General features: G+C 42.8%; 13 protein-coding genes. All 13 read right to left on the bottom strand.

Going from position 1 to position 16,134, the window contains the following annotated elements; genetic code table 11:
• Positions 1 to 3: 3 nt before the first annotated feature.
• The 13 genes from M72_RS15785 to rluF all read right to left on the bottom strand — a co-directional run bounded on the left by M72_RS15785 (position 4) and on the right by rluF (position 16,081).
• On the bottom strand, positions 4 to 525 hold the full coding sequence (locus M72_RS15785; RefSeq protein WP_008120631.1) for a hypothetical protein: 522 nt from the start codon (positions 523 to 525) through the stop codon (positions 4 to 6).
• A 393-nt stretch (positions 526 to 918) separates the two neighbouring features.
• Complete coding sequence (locus M72_RS15795; RefSeq protein ID WP_008117417.1) at positions 919 to 1,896, bottom strand: DUF3991 and TOPRIM domain-containing protein; 978 nt, start codon at positions 1,894 to 1,896, stop codon at positions 919 to 921.
• Positions 1,897 to 1,900: 4 nt separating this feature from the next.
• On the bottom strand, positions 1,901 to 2,440 hold the full coding sequence (locus M72_RS15800; protein WP_004611525.1) for a JAB domain-containing protein: 540 nt from the start codon (positions 2,438 to 2,440) through the stop codon (positions 1,901 to 1,903).
• Positions 2,441 to 2,546: 106 nt separating this feature from the next.
• On the bottom strand, positions 2,547 to 3,542 hold the full coding sequence (locus tag M72_RS15805) for a DUF5688 family protein (RefSeq protein ID WP_055068877.1): 996 nt from the start codon (positions 3,540 to 3,542) through the stop codon (positions 2,547 to 2,549).
• Between the two features lie 73 nt (positions 3,543 to 3,615).
• On the bottom strand, positions 3,616 to 8,994 hold the full coding sequence (locus M72_RS15810; RefSeq protein WP_055068878.1) for a SpaA isopeptide-forming pilin-related protein: 5,379 nt from the start codon (positions 8,992 to 8,994) through the stop codon (positions 3,616 to 3,618).
• A gap of 233 nt (positions 8,995 to 9,227) precedes the next feature.
• Positions 9,228 to 10,070 (bottom strand): hypothetical protein, encoded by an 843-nt coding sequence (locus M72_RS15815; protein WP_055068879.1) that lies wholly within the window; start codon positions 10,068 to 10,070, stop codon positions 9,228 to 9,230.
• A gap of 183 nt (positions 10,071 to 10,253) precedes the next feature.
• Positions 10,254 to 10,427: a hypothetical protein gene (locus M72_RS15820; RefSeq protein WP_172622380.1), complete on the bottom strand. Its 174-nt coding sequence runs from the start codon at positions 10,425 to 10,427 to the stop codon at positions 10,254 to 10,256.
• Positions 10,428 to 10,432: 5 nt separating this feature from the next.
• Positions 10,433 to 10,882, bottom strand: coding sequence for a hypothetical protein (locus M72_RS15825; protein ID WP_055068880.1), 450 nt, complete (start codon positions 10,880 to 10,882; stop codon positions 10,433 to 10,435).
• 8 nt (positions 10,883 to 10,890) lie between these two features.
• Positions 10,891 to 11,811, bottom strand: coding sequence for a ParM/StbA family protein (locus M72_RS15830; protein ID WP_050755693.1), 921 nt, complete (start codon positions 11,809 to 11,811; stop codon positions 10,891 to 10,893).
• A gap of 58 nt (positions 11,812 to 11,869) precedes the next feature.
• Positions 11,870 to 12,049, bottom strand: a complete 180-nt coding sequence (locus M72_RS15835; RefSeq protein WP_005360223.1) for a hypothetical protein — start codon at positions 12,047 to 12,049, stop codon at positions 11,870 to 11,872.
• A 297-nt stretch (positions 12,050 to 12,346) separates the two neighbouring features.
• Complete coding sequence (gene metA, locus M72_RS15840; RefSeq protein ID WP_022046149.1) at positions 12,347 to 13,279, bottom strand: homoserine O-acetyltransferase MetA; 933 nt, start codon at positions 13,277 to 13,279, stop codon at positions 12,347 to 12,349.
• An 8-nt stretch (positions 13,280 to 13,287) separates the two neighbouring features.
• A complete protein-coding gene (ligA, locus tag M72_RS15845; RefSeq protein WP_141652771.1) occupies positions 13,288 to 15,258 on the bottom strand; it encodes an NAD-dependent DNA ligase LigA in 1,971 nt (656 codons plus the stop codon).
• Positions 15,233 to 16,081: a 23S rRNA pseudouridine(2604) synthase RluF gene (gene rluF / locus M72_RS15850; protein WP_082413945.1), complete on the bottom strand. Its 849-nt coding sequence runs from the start codon at positions 16,079 to 16,081 to the stop codon at positions 15,233 to 15,235. The genes ligA and rluF overlap by 26 nt, the downstream gene beginning before the upstream one ends.
• Positions 16,082 to 16,134: the final 53 nt, after the last annotated feature.

Raw genomic sequence — 16,134 nt, forward strand, 5'->3', positions numbered from 1 at the left:
GAATCACCTTCCTCTCTTACCCGTACTGTATTCTCTTACTCCTTCTGCTACTGTTACAGCAACTTTTTCCAGTTCTTTATTACCCAGCTGGGCAATAACCCTGTCTGCAAGCTCTGTGGCAACTTCTATAAGTTCCTTACCATAACTGGTTTTATCAAACAATCTGTCCAGTCTCTTTTCATCTGCTTTCAGACTTTCATACTTGCTCTGATACTCGTTATAGTCGTTAAAATCCTTTGGATCACTCCTGTGTGCTTCCGCATCAAGTATCAGTTCATAGTTCCATTCACAGACAATATCTATAACATCATCTATCGGGTATGGTTCAATTTCACCATTCTCCTCAGCTACATCCTGCCTGTACATCTTCCCATCTGAATCTATGCCAATGGCATAATCATGTCCTTCCATATAGTTAAGCAGAATTGCAGCATCTTCTATCGAAGGGTTTAGTAAGATATCAAATGTGTCTGCCCAGGCAATAAGTTCCTCTGGTTCTGCGATTATTGTAAGTTCTTTATCCATTGCTTTCCTGCACCTCCCTTATCCGTGTTTTGTATATCTCTTCCACCCACACGCCTGTCTGAATCTCTTAGGTTTACGGCTAGATACGCATTAGAGACATCTCTGTCCTAATGCCATCTAGTTAGGGAGAAAATCTCCCTAAAACCCTCTGTTTATGAAAGTGGGGGCGCTTTTTGCCCCCACTTTGCTACTTTGGGGGCGCTTTCTGCCCCCATTTTGTTATTTTGGGGGCGCTTTCTGCCCCCACTTTTATTTTTGCTTTCGTCCGGATTTTGTCGTGTCCAAATTGTGGGGGCACTTTTTGCCCCCACTTTGACATTTTGGGGGCGCTTTCTGCCCCCACTTTGCTGTTTTGGGGGCGCTTTCTGCCCCCACACATCAAAATCCGTTTTCTCATGCCCTGACTGGTTCATCTGCTCGCTTATTCATCCTGTTCAGATTAAGCTTTGCCGCTACAAGCCACTCGTTGTAATCCTTATATCCGGCAGGTGGCGGACAGTCTTCTACCTCATATCCAAGCTCATAATACTTTCTCATAAGTTCAGCTGCTGCTTTTCTCCCCGGCTCATCTCCATCAAGGCAGAACCGGATGGAAGTAATCTGCGGATGTTCCCGAAGAAAAGTCTCAAGTGGTGCATCTGCAAGCATCCCAAGTGCCAGCTTATTCGATTCATAATCTGCGAAGATATCGACATAACTCATAAGGTCGATTGCAGCCTCAAATACTACAAGCTCTGTACTGTTAACATTTACCACATTAAATCCATAGTTTTTATCATTTCCTGTGACATCACACTTGAATGGCTTGCCCTGCTTATCAAACACTCCCCGCATACTTGCAAATCTTGTCACTCCATTTTTATCATTTCCTTTGAAAACAACATTGTGGTAATGCCTGCTCTCATAAATCAGTCCATCTTTTAAAAACAGATCTATGACAGTCCTGCTGATTCCTCTCTCCTGATTCAGATATGAAATAAGATAGGAATTATCTCCTGCCAGTTCCGGTAGGACAAATGGCTTTCTCTCCTCTGCCTGCTTCTGCGATACCTGATGAACAAGAGGCTGCTTTACAGGCTTCTCAATTCTTCTGTATCCTGCGAAATCTAAAAGCCAGAACACAGCCTCTTTTACACTCATTCCACAAAATACCCGTAAGAAATCTATCTGTGAGCCGCCATTGTTGCCTTTGTCAAACTGCCTTGACCATCTGTACCAATGGCTTCTGTTATAGATACGGATGGAATCCATCTCCTTTAAAGTGTGGTATTTGCCAATCCTCTTTACTGTATACCCAAGGCTTTCTGCTACTGCACACAGGTCAACACTCTTTGCTATGGCAAGCTCTTCATCCGTAAATCTTCCATCCATGCTTTCACCTTGCCTTTCCCTGCTCTGCTACAAGCGGTGACTTGATATCAAGTGTCCGGTAATCTGTGCTTAGTGTAATCTTAGGATTATCAATCATGCCTTTTTCCCTGAAACTGAAAAATTCACGATTGTCTCCACCGACTATGATATGGTCAATGAGCGGTATTCCCATCAGTTCACACAGCTTGTTCATGCGGTCTGTCATCATCGTGTCTGCCTTGCTTGGGAATACATTCCCGGATGGATGACAATGGATTAACATCATGCTTGCCGCATTGCTTAGGATACTTGATTTAAACAGCTCTCTCGGATGTGCCATTGCCTCATTTAAAGAACCCACACTTGCAAAATGCACATTGATAGGTTTTAAATCTGACCTTAGATTGACCACACACACTACTTCCCTGTCAAACTGGCACATACAGTCTCCCATGACAGCAGCTATATCCGCCGGATTGTTAAAGGTGTGCTCCGAATAAATCGGAGCATCCTTTACAAGTCTTACCGAAACCACATCAAGCTTGAAGTCATTCTTCTTTGGCATCAGACACCGCCTCCTCTCCAAACTCGACACGGATAACAAAGTCACCTTTCTGGCTGTTTATGAGAGCAATGAGTTCTTCCATTGTAAGTTCCTGCATAACTGCCTCCTATCTGGACTTTTCCTTCTCATCATATACAAGGGGAGGTTCTGCAACGATACCATCAAGTCTCTTGTTTGGTGTATCAGTTGCAAGGGTGAGTTTTCTTAAATCCTTATCATAGTGATATACCTGATTGGAAAGTCTCTCGTCCAAAGACACCTCCTGCATGTTTACCTCGACTACCATCTGTGCAAGCATCTCAGGGCTTCCCATATCTGAAGATACTGCAATAACCTCATGCACACTCGAAGGGAGAATATAAAGGTCACTCTCTAAACTCTCTGCCAGCTCATGAAGCTCATTCTCATAAAGCATGGATGCTGCACCATTGATACCCTTTTCATTGGAAATCACCCACATCGTCTGCTCCGGTGGAATCTCGGCTATCATCATATCTGCAATCTCCTGTGGCATCCCATCCCTTGCGAACATTTCTCTCATAATGTCATTCATGCTTCGTACTACAGGTGGGAAGAGTCTTCTTGTGTTTTCCGCTGCACACTTAAAGAGCTGTTCCTCACTCATTCCAAGTCTTTTTGCAAATTCATTTGTAATTTTTGAACTCTGCACCGCATCCTTATCTGCACTGATTATTACCTTATACACAATAGAAAGATCCTGGAACTCTCTGTGCGGCACCTGCTCCAAAAATGTCTTATTCTGCTCTGTATTGATGAGCTGGAATACAATCTTCTCGTTAGCATCCCTCATAATGCTGTCCACATCAACATCCGGAGCCTGCTCATATGCCCTTTCCATGAAGTCACATGCAGCCATAAGTGTTTCCTCAAGATCACCACAGTCCTGATACTTCTTATACATGTCATTGATATAAATCGTAGGCGAAATGTTCCTGCCTTCTTCTCTTAAGATGATGCCATCAAGAGTCACATTCACCTTTTCCACTGGCTCTGCCACAAGTTCCACTCCTTTGAACTTCTCAGGCATATAATCCATAAACTTTTCTTTTACTACTTCCTTAAAAATCTCGTAATTCATCATATTACGGTTCCTCCTTAATCTAAAAAAGCAGGGAACATAAGTCACTGGCTTACATTCCCCGCAAGGTTAATTGTTACTGTTTATTCTTTTTCTTTCTTCCACGAAGTCCTACTCCGACACCAGTAATAAGTGCAAGTGCACCGATTCCAAGATAAAGAAGCGGATTTGCATTGTCGCCTGTCTGTGGAAGCTTAGGCTCTGTCGGTACATTGACAAGCTTAAGTGTTGTTACAACAACTTCCGGTGCATTGTCATCATATCGAAGAGTTACATCGTGAGCTGTTTCATCAAGGATATATCCGTCAGCTGCTTTTGTCTCAACTACTGTATAATGGATATCTTCCTTAAATGAACCATCCTCATTGTAAGTACAGATAGGAAGCTCCTTGCTCTCTGCATGACCATTCTTGTCAGTAGTGAGTGTATCAAGCACCTTTCCGTCCTTATCCCTTACTTCAAATACAACACCCTCGATCGGCTTTCCGGTTACTTTGTCAGTTTTCTCAATGACAATCTTACCGACTGCCTGTTCATCTTTCATGGATACCTTCTGGATTTCTGCTGTCTCCTTTACTTCAAAGGTTACATCACTTGCCACCTTATATCCATATGGTGCAGATTCCTCTCTGAGTGTGTACTTTCCGACAGGAAGTCTCTCAATCATATGAGTCTTTCCTGCCTCTGATGTCCAGCTCTCAACAAGCTTTCCATCAGCATCAATAACCGAAAGCTTTGCTCCAGGTAATTCTTTCTTGCCTGTGATATCAGTCTTTGAAATTTCTACCTTGATCGGTGCATTTTCAAATGCTGCCTTAAACTCGATAACCTTTACCTTATCTCCCTGATATGAAGCATCCACATCAAAAATCTTATCAGACTTCACATAGCCCTTTGGTGCCTCAATCTCTTTGACATAATACTGTCCAAGTGGAAGGTCAGAGGTAAATGTTACTTTGCCATCCTTTCCAGTAACACCTCTCTCAATCTGTGTATCTGCTTTGACAATGACTTTTCCATCTTTATTTACGATATCCTCTTTCGCAAATAAGCCGAATACTGCACCTTCAAGAGCATTCTTCGTCTCTGAATCAGTCTTTGTGACAGTAATCTGCACCTTCTGTCTCTCATTGGTTACATCCATTCCCGCAAATACAACCTTTGTATTCTGGTCGATATAAGAAAGATCTGCATCAATCGGTGTATCATCCAGCACAAATCCATCTAATGTCTTTGTCTCTACAAGATAATACTTGCCAAGTGGAAGGTCATCAATTCTTGCAATGCCCTTATCGTTCGTAACAATGGTTGCTACCTTGTCACCAGCTTTGTGGTATACAGTTCCAAGTCCGTCTGCACTCACAATATCCTCTTTTGCATATACATCAAAGGTTACTCCTGCGAGACTATCCTTGAAGTAATTGAAAATGAAATCATACCAGTGTCCCTTCATAAGAGTGGTATCTGTTACAAACTCACCATCCTTGTTGATTACGATAGAACCTGTCGGAACCTCGTCCTTCATCTCGACATGCTGCACATCGCCTGTATCCTCTACTGTAAACTGAATATCGGTTGCTTTCAGGTATCCGTATGGAGCAAACTCCTCACGAAGTGTGTAAGTCTCGCCAACTACAAGCTTCTTAATTACATGTGCTTCCTTAGCGTCAGATGTCCATGTGTCTACCACATTTCCATCCTTATCAAGTACAGTAAGTGTTGCACCTGTAAGCTCTGCACCGCTTGTGATATCTGTCTTTGTAAACTCAAAGGTTGTAGGAGTGTTTTTATACTCGCTGTTATATACGGCAGTCTTCACATCCTGTCCCTGATATTTTGTATCAAAGTTTACTGCTTCCTCATTTGTCACATATCCGGCAGGCTTTACAAGCTCCCTTGCAACATATTTTGCAAATGGATAATCCTTAACAAAAGCTATCTTTCCATTCTCATCAGATGTTGCTTTCTCAAGAAGTGTACCCTTTTCGATGATGACCTTTCCGTCAACATTCTTGATATCCTCGTCTGCATAAAGACCAAATACTGCACCTGCAATCGGTGTATTATCTTCTGCATCAAGCTTAGTCACTGACATATCAAGCTTCTGTCTGTCATCTGAGAAAGTAAGGCTTTCCTTGATAACAGGTGTCTTATCATCCACATATGTGAATGTCACTTTCTGCTCATTCGGATTTAATACATATCCGTATGGAGCTTCCACTTCCACAACTCTGTACTGTCCAAGAGGAAGATTCTTAGCTGTTGCCTTTCCATCCTTGCCAGTTGTAAGAGTTGTCACAAGGTCTCCCTTGCTGTAATACTTAATGCGGTTTCCGGCTGCATCCTTCTGGTTGTCTGCTGTGTAAATATCCTCGGCAGCATATACTTTGAATTTTGCTCCGGCAAGTGAGCCTTCCTTATAAACAAACTCTTTCTCATATGAGCTTGCAAGAAGTCCACCCCTGAATCCGTCAAGTACCTCGCCCTTCTTTTCTACAGTCAGCTCTCCGACTGCAGGGGCATCGGAATATTCCACGGTAATGATTGCATCATTTGTATCACCATCTGTCTCAAATGCTGTGTCAGTATCAACAGAAATGTTGACATACTTATCATTTACAACATATCCAAATGGTGCAGACACTTCCTCAATGCGGTAGTTACCGATTTTAAGTGCTTCCGGTAAGATTAAATCTCCGTCCTCATCAGTAAAGAATGAAGTATGCTCTACCTTTGACGGATAAGTTGTGTACTGGGTTACATATTCGTTCTTATCAATATTAAAGATCTTAAACTCTGCGTTTGGTACAAGTACTGTCTGCTTTGTATCGGAATCCTTCTTGATTACACGAAGCTTTGCTGTAAACTCTCTGTCCAAGAAAACTCTCCATGTCTGAGGCTCTGTTGGATGATTCTCCTTTATCTTTACCTCAAATGGCTTGATTGTCTTCATGTTATGCGGAGTCTTTGATTCAACTACCACATAAGTTCCATAAGGAATTGCAATGGAAACTGCATGTCCCTTATCATCGGATGTGATTGTTGTTGCTCCGTTTTCCCCGATTACCACAGGAGTAGCCTTATCAAAGTCATAACTTCCATCTGCCTTTACGGATAAAGAAGATTTTAAGTATGCTGTGAACTCTGCACCTGCAAGCAGTCCTGCTTCAGTATCATCGCCATTGTCAGATACCTTGATAAGCTGGAATGGCTGCTTGATAACCTGCTCTGCTGAGGTTGTGCTTCTTGATACCTCTGCTACAAGGTCTCCCTCATAGTCACATACTACATCGTGCTCCTCTTCGTCTAAGAGATACCCCTCTGATGGAATGATTTCTTTCACATAATAGTTTCCAAGGTAAAGGTTATTGACCTCTGCCTCGCCATTCTTATCTGTTGTAAGAGTTGCAACTAAGTCCCCTGCTTTAAATACAACACCTGTTGCTCCGTCCGGATGCACGATATCGTTTCTTGCATAAAGACCATAAACTGCACCTTCAAGGCTTGCATCTCCCTGGGCAACTGCCTTGCCTGATTCCTTGTCTACCTTGTAGATATGAATCTTTGCTGTAGTTCTGTCATTTACAAATGTGTGGCTGAATGATGCCTTTGCCTGTGTTTCAGGTAATACATTGAAATTGAAGCTGTAAACATCTTTACTGTTTCTAATATACGCATATGGTGCCTGTGTCTCTGAGATATAATATCCGTTTGAAATAGGCAGATCCACGCTGTAGCTTGCACTTCCATCCTCACCTGTGGTTACTGTCTCAAGGGCTGTACCCTTTGTCACAATCACCTGTCCGGCATAGTTCTTGATGTCGTTTCCGGCATAAAGTGTGTACTTACCGCCATCAAGAGGATTTTCTGTATCAGAATCTTTCTTTACTACAGATACATCCGCTTTCTGTCTGGTATTCTCGACAGTAGTAGACTCATACTGTACTGTTACAGTCTGGTCCTTGTACTCAATCATTACAGTCTGTGGAGTTGTATTGATGGTATATCCGTCAATGCTCTTAATCTCTGTTACCACATAAGTTCCAAGATGAAGGTCAGATAATACCACCTGTCCGTCATTTCCTGTGGTAAGGCTTTCTGCCACAACATCGCCAGCACTATACACCTTTGTACCATCTGCCTTGTAGATATCTGCTCCTGCAGTTACCTTAAAGGTTGCTCCGGAAAGCTTCTTTTTCTCATAAGTGAAATTGCTTCCATTCCATGAGCTAAGCACCTCACCCTCTTTGTAGATTGTGATTGCTCCAAGCTGCTCTTTATCTGTTGCAGAGATTCCCGTTGTCTGTCCCGCTTTTACAGTAAGTGTATGAACCTTACCTGAAAGGACATATCCCTTTGGGGCTGTAATCTCTTTCACATAATAAGTGCCTGCAACAAGTGCAGCTGACTTTGCATATCCATTTCCATCTGTTGTCATGGTCTGTACTCTGTTAGTGCATCCGCTGTCAGAATAGATTCCATAGACTGCACCGGAAAGCTTCACTCCGCTTGACTCATCTGTCTTTGTAAGCTCACCATATCCGATGTTCTCTGTCTTGACCTTGATATAGGCTTTGACAGGATCTGCTGTCGGTCTTTCAGAAATAAACTCCTGATATCCGCTCTTTCCGGTAAGCCAGAATACACAGCTTGATGTTGTCTCTACCTTGCCAGCATTGGATGCGAATGTTCCTGTTGTAGCTGTAGTATTCACGCTCGTTGAAGAGATTGTAATACTGTTGCCATTCTTATCAACAGAATATCCACTGATGCCAAAATCAAAGTCTGATAAGACACCATTGCTGTCAGATAATGTTGTTTCAAATCTCTGACTTCCCTCATTCCACTTTAATTCATAAGTTGGTGCCTCACTGGTTCTGCGTGATGCAAAACTTGGAAGTGTTGCATTGTAGGAGCTGCTGATATTGTCCCTGAGTCTCTCATAATAGCTGTATGAAGAATCAGGACTTGGTGCTGTGTTGCAGAGCTTTCTCGCTGCCGAATCACCACTTCCAGTTCCAAAGATATCTGCTACAATTACCCATACCATTGCCTGAGTTGCGATATACTCATCGCACTGGCTGTTGCTTGGAGCCGCCTTTTGTGTACTGTTAAACCCATAATAAAGGCAGTAACTTAAAAGCTTTCTCTGCTGTTCTGACATTGATGTGCTCGCATCATCGTAGCTGTTCATAAGCTGACCGCCATCTGCTCTTAATCCGAAATTCATACAATATGCAGAATTTCCGTCAAGAATTGAATACAGAATCTTGCCATGATTATATCCGGGCTTCAGCTCACTTACTTCTCCGGAATTTTTGACTGACGCATTCCAGAACGCAATATTTGCCTGCGGACTGGCTGCAAATGCTGTTGTACCATTCGTAAAGAGTGTTCCAACCAGTGTGAGCATAGCCATAAATCCTGCCATAAAACGCTTTAGTTTCTGTTTCATGTGCTCTTTCCTCCTTAAATCTCAATTAGTTCAGAGCCTATTCGCAAAATTGCCTACTGCAATTTTTGCTCATGTGGCGTATCCGCCAAATAAAATTTCAAAATCAGTCTTAGAAATGCAAGCATTTCACAACCGATTTATGAAATTTTGCTTGGCTCTGAACGGGTACAAAAAAAGAAAGACATAAGTTTATGGCTTACATCTTTCTTCCTTCTGCTTCTATTCGTTTTTATTTATCTGTGACATCGAAACTCGTAATAGTCTGTGCCGCCTGTCGTGTAAACTCCATCATAACTGATGTAGAATACCGGATCTGTTTCCAAAAGTAACATACTTGCAATATATTCTGCGATTGCATCCTCAGATGATAACCGCTGTCCATCAATTGTACTTGCTTTGTTGAGGTCTGTCTCTACAAACACACTATAATAAGAGCCTTCCATACCATCGTAAGGATAATACTCATTGTACTCTTCCTGCGTGATACTGCCGTCATTCAAATGATTCTGTAAATTCTGCTGTGTGGTAATCATCCCTCCTGCCTGACACTTTGCTGTTGCAAGTGACACAACATTCTGTGGACTGTACGCCACAGATGCAGGCTGTGGATTGCTCACATTGTCTTTCGGACTGTCTGTAGTCTGACCACCATTACCTGCATTACTCTGATTTCCACCAGCTTCCTCATTATCATTTACAGGAGCTTTCTGTTCCGGCTCGTCATTCTGCTCTGACTTTTCTTCCTGCTTTGAATCAGTTTCATTATCAGCGGACCGGTTATCTTCTTTATCAATCTTCTCTTCTGAATCTTTAACCTCGGCAATATCTTTCTCTGTCTCTTCACTTCCAACTTCGGTTGTGACCTCTGTGACAGCTTTCGTTGCCATTTCTACTTCTTCAGTTGGCTTTACGCTTTCCGTCTGTTTCTCTGTCTGATTATCAGCCTTTTCCTTACCACCATTACAGGCAGCCATTGAAAAGACCAGTACTGCGGATAATAAGATAATACTTATCTTCTTCATAGTAATCACCCATCCCTTCTCCGCAAGAGGGACGGGCTTTGTGTTCCGTGCCATCCACCCTTGCGGTGAACTATTTATCTGTAATGCACGGGACACATAGGACTGTCCCGTATTCTGTGCATCTTAAACTCCTTTCATTATACCAGCTCTCTTATTTTAAAGAAATACTGCATAAGTCGTCTGTTTTTCTTATAATTCAAGAATAAACCCTTTGCCTGCATATATGCTCACCTCCTCTCAAAATGTGCCCATTCTTACGAATGAAAGAAATACCCTTGCCACCATAGCGAATAGAAGAAGAATTATTCTGGCAAGTCCTAAGACCAGCTTCAAAGCTCCAAGAATTATCCTTAATATCCACTTGAGTATCTCTAAAATTACTGTTCCTACGGCTCCCATAACTCTTCTCATAATAATCAGTCTCCTTTCGACATCCATCCCATTGCAAGTCCTGCAACATCTGCATCGTCCATAACATCTTCTGTAGGTTCTAGTGCTTCACTATTGGCTGCCTGCATTATTACCGGCTGACCAACATTCATCCCGGATATCACTCCGCCTAACAGCCTTATGACCTCTTTCCTAGCCTCATTGGTTGCTGCTTCAATGACTTCTTCCTTAATGTCATCAATATCTTCTGACCGGATATATTCAGCCCTCTCTTTTTCTTTCTTCTTGATAACAAAAGTTTCTTTTCCATAATTATCAATGTAGAACTGAATCGCATCTATGATGAACTGATTCTTAGATTTGAAAATCTTCGGATCAAGGTTCTGAATCACATCATTGATTTTCACATGCTGAGGATTGCTCATGTTAAGGCGGACAGAAGTTTTTACTTCATATTCAAGTCTTCTTCCCATCATCTGCCTCCTTATGATAATCGCTTAGTGCTTTTAAGTCCCATTGTGGCAAGCTGCTCATATCCTCTTGCATTTGCCTTTACATCAAGGTTATAGGAAATGTTCTTAGCATCATGACTACCAAAATTCTTCATCACAACTGCCCCGCCACCGACAAATACAATCGGTGTAGTCTTTAAGTTATACCCAAACTCACGGATTGAGTTATATACCTTATCAACAAAATCCTCTATCTCTGCCTTGATAATGGCAAAGTATTCATCATCAATATCTGACCTGCCATATCGCATGATGTTCTGTATCTCTGACTCGTCTACCTCTCCGTTAAGCTGTCTTACACACTGTTCATTGATAGAACGCATACAGGTAATAAGACCTTTTGGTATCGTCACACACTTTGATTCATCCGGTGACTTGTTGATTACGGGCATAATGTCGATTGTCCAGCTACCGATATCTACTATCAGCGTTTTCTTTGCCATTGTAGGAATCTTGTCCACTACTGCTGCATAACACTGAGGGAATACTGCCACATCATCCATTTCAATATAATACGGCTCATTCTCATATTTGAAGCTTACACGCTTATTCTTTGTCAGGTACTTGATAAAATCATTCTTCTCTGCTCCAAACCTTGTAAGTGGTAGTCCTACGGCAAGGAATACCTTTGCCTCTGCAAGACCTCTTCTTTTAAGTTCCTTAGCAACTGCTGCAAGAGTGAGAAGATAAAAGCTGTCATCTTCGACCTTTGTATCCTTTACTTCCTGCCTCACAGTTCCAACCTTATAGAACTTTCCTTCATACTCAAGTACATCGCCGAAAAGCGCCGGAGTTGTTGTAATCTCCTTAACACCTGTGACAAATACCTGAGAGATTGTTTTCATCATTGACCAGCCATGATCAATGCCGATTACTTCTAACTTGTTATTCATGTTCCTTTCACTCCTTTTCTGTATTGTCTGCATTATTGTTTTGCAAAATTTCATATAATTACCCACACCCTTTCAAGTGCTCGGTTTTGTCAGATGCAGGAATATCATCTGACCTGCCATAAAAATGCTTTCTCATTAATTCCTCATACAGTTCATCACTCTCTGCCTTAACTTTCATAAGACAGTAGAGAACCACTGTACTAATAATGATTACGAACCAAATTAACACCTTGCCCATTCGACCACTCCTCTCAAATAAAAAGAGGACCAAACCAGCTGATGGAGTATTCCATCTCAAGTGCTAATTTAGTCCTCACTAAATGTTTTTGATATAAAATTGTACCTAATCTAAGCACACAGATTCACTCTCAGACTGATTGCGGACATCTGTGATACTGACTTGGATTTTCGGTTTAATATTGCAGCGCTGCCCTATCTTTACCGCTAAAATGGTATAAAAATAAGGACTAAATTAGGCATAACCCCTTGATTTTACTGGGTTTCATCTAACTTGGTCCTATTATAACTCAAACACCTATTTCCCAATGATTTCATCGGTATTGATAAACTCATACGGTGTCTGCTGGTAAACGTAATAATTCAGCCAGTTTGCATAAAGGATATTTCCATGTGACCGCCACTGCAGCATCGGCCGCTGCGTTGGATCATCATCCGGATAATAATTACACGGAAGCGTGATCGCAAGTCCCTTCTCCCTGTCACGCTTATATTCACTGTCTAATGTCATCCGGTCATATTCCGGGTGTCCCATCACAAAAATCTGGCTGCCATCCTGATTGATTACCAGAAAAACCCCCGCCTCTTTTGATTTTGCCAGAATGGTCAGTTCTTCATGCTTTAAAATATCTTCCTCCCGGATCTCGGTATGCCGGGAATGTGGAGCATAAAAATAATCATCAAATCCGCGTACCATCGGAATCTTGCGATTCATTACATGGTGCCGGAATACCCCGAACATTTTCTGCTTTAGATCATATTTTTGGATTCCGTAATGATAATAAAGTGCAGCCTGCGCCCCCCAGCACAAATGCAGGGTGGATGTCACATGCTTTTTGGACCACTCCATAATCTCACACACTTCATCCCAGTAATCGACTTCTTCATATTTCATCTGTTCCACCGGTGCACCGGTAATGATCAGCCCGTCAAAATACTGGTTCTTAATTTCCTGAAACGTCTGATAAAACTTGTTCAGGTGGCTCTTTGAAGTATGGGTGGATGCATGGGATGCCGGTGCAAGCAGCGATACGTCTACCTGTAACGGGGTGTTTGACAATGACCGGAAAATCTGCAATTCCGTCTCTTCTTTCAGTGGCATCAGGTTCAGAATCACGATATTGATCGGACGAATATCCTGATGCATCGCACGGGACTCATCCATTACGAAAATATTTTCCTGTTCGAGGATCTCCTTTGCAGGCAGATCACTTTGTGTTCTGATTGGCATAACTTTTTCTACCTCCCACCAAATTGTTCTATAAATGTATCTTCGGAAATAATCGGAATTCCCAGTTCTTTTGCCTTACGATTCTTAGATGATGCGGATTCCACGTCATTGTTGACAAGATATGCCGTCTTTTTTGAGACACTTCCTGTCACTTTTCCGCCCTGGCTTTCTACATAGGCCTTAAATTCATCCCTGTTTTTATAGTGATGCACATCTCCGGTGATCACAAAACTCAGTCCCGCACAGCTTCCGGAAGAAGTATCCTGCACTTCTACATGTTCTATCGAAAGTTCATGAAGCAGATCCTCAAACCCACTGTGGTTTTTTTCATTCTGATACCAGGTTACAATTGATCGGGAACGTTCCGCTCCGATCCCCTCAATATCCTCAAACCCGTCCCCCTGATGCAGACGTTGCAAAAAGCCTTCAAAACCAATGGCGGCAACAATTTTTTTCCCGGCATCCACACCGATCAGCGGTATGCACAGGGCAAATATAAAGTTCACCGGATGTACCTGCCGGCTTTTTTCAATGGACTGTTCCATATTTGCCACAGATTTTTCACCAAAGCCCTCCATCTGGCTGATCTCCCCGAAATGCTCTTTCAAACGGAAAATATCCGCAAATTCATGGATAAATCCCGCATTCATAAAACGGAGCATCGTCTGAATGGAAAGACCGTCAATATCCATCCCCCACTTGCTGACAAAACGGGTAAATTTCTTGACATTTTTGGCTGTACAGTCCGGATTGGTACAATGCAGGGTCTTTGTGCCACTGTTTTCACTCACATGAACTTTTGTCGGTGCATGGCACACCGGACACTGGGATGGAATCTCCGGAGCACCTACAGCATCTTTTACCGCAATACATTTCGGAATGATCTTATTAGCTTTGATCACAGAAAGTGTGCACTCTTTTCCAATCCCCAGACGCTCGATCTCACTGATATTACATAGCGATGCCCTGGATACTGTCGTTCCCTCAATCTGTACCGGTTCAAACACGGCAACTGGGGAAATTGTTGATACCGCACACGACCATTCGATATACTTTAGTTTTGTATCTACAGCCTCATCCTGCCATTTGAACGCAAAACCGGCACGTGTCGCATGATGCCCGGTCACGCTTCCCGATGCCGCATAATCCGTATCATCATAACAGATCACCAGACCATCTACCGGAATATCCATTTTTCCGCTCTCTACAAGTTTCGTCCATCGGTCAATGGCTTCCGGAAGTTTTTGGGCGGTTGTCGCTTCCCTGTCTACCACATCAAATCCCAGTTTTTCCAGAAAGTGCATCCGCTCTCCCCACGATACCATCGGCTCATCCAGATGCACCAGTGTAAATGCATGAAACCTGACATGGCGTGCCTTCACTTCTGCCGGATCTTCCAGATTCAGCGTTCCGGATGCCAGATTTCGCGGATTTGCATATTTTTCATCGTCATCCTCAATCATGTCGTTGATCTGTGCAAAATCTGTATAGGATATGGCAGCTTCTCCTCGCACAACCAGATGCCCCTGATACGAAATCTTTTGCGGGAATCCTCCGATCGCACCCTTTAAAAATGTAATGTTGGTACCCAGGTTTCCATTTCCTCTGGTAAGAATTTTTACAAGATTTCCGTTATCATACGTCAGAACCAGCGTAAGTCCGTCCAGTTTCCATGACAGCCAGATCGGATAAGCTCCCGCCCATTGCTGCAGTTCTTCCACCTGTTTGGTCTTCGCCAGAGAAAGTGCCGGATACTCATGCGGTTCTTTTTGTCCGCTTCCGGATTCTTCATATCCGGCATTCTGCGTCGGGCTGTCCTTTATAATATATCCGGTTTTTTCTTCCAGCGTGGTAAGCTCATCAAACAAAGCATCCCACTCATAATTTGGCATGATTTCATCCTGTCCGTTATAATACGCAGCTGATGCTGCATTCAACTGTTTTACCAGTTCTTCAATCCGTTGCTTTTCTGTTTCCATTTTTGTTCTCTCTATCTATATGATGATTTACCACCGTATACGTGCCATGTATGGCAGAATTGCGTGGTTTTCGTTTTGATTTTTGTGGTTTTTCCATTGGTCGCACGGGCTGATTGCTCGAATGTGCGATCAACTGTTTTAACTTTTTAAATTCCTCCGGTGTAACATCCCGGTACTTTCCTGATTCGAGATCTCCCAGTTCAATATTCATGATCCGTACACGTACCAGTTTCTGTACACGGTACCCAAAATATTCACACATGCGTCGGATCTGTCGGTTTAATCCCTGTGTCAGAATGATCCGGAACTGTTTTTTTCCTGTCCGTTCTACCCTGCATTTGCGCGTTGTCGTGCCAAGTTCCACAAGCGGAACACCGTTTGCCATACCATGCAGAAATGCATCCGTCACCGGACGGTTCACGGTAACAAGATATTCTTTTTCATGCATATTTCCCGACCGCATAATTTTGTTGACAATCTCACCGTTATTCGTCAACAGCAACAGTCCTTCCGACTCTTTATCCAGACGCCCGACCGGATAGATCCGTTTCGGATAATGCAGGAAATCAATCACATTATTTTTTTCCCTTTTTTCCGCCGTGCAGACAATACCCGCCGGCTTGTTAAGCGCGATCAGTATCATTTCTTTTTCTTTTTGTACCGGTCTTCCACAGAAACAGACCTCCTGTCCATCCGATACATGATCCCCCATCCGCGCGGTTTTTCCGCCGATGGTTACATTTCCTGCTTCAATCTGGCGATCTGCTTCTCTTCTGGAGCATACCCCTGCTTCACTTAAAAATTTATTAATTCTGACTTCCACGTTTCTTCCCTGTCTGACAAAAATCGCGGAGACCTCACAGCCTCCGCTTCTTT

It is taken from the genome of Roseburia faecis (genome assembly GCF_001406815.1).
GTDB classification, from domain to species: Bacteria; Bacillota; Clostridia; order Lachnospirales; family Lachnospiraceae; genus Roseburia; species Roseburia faecis.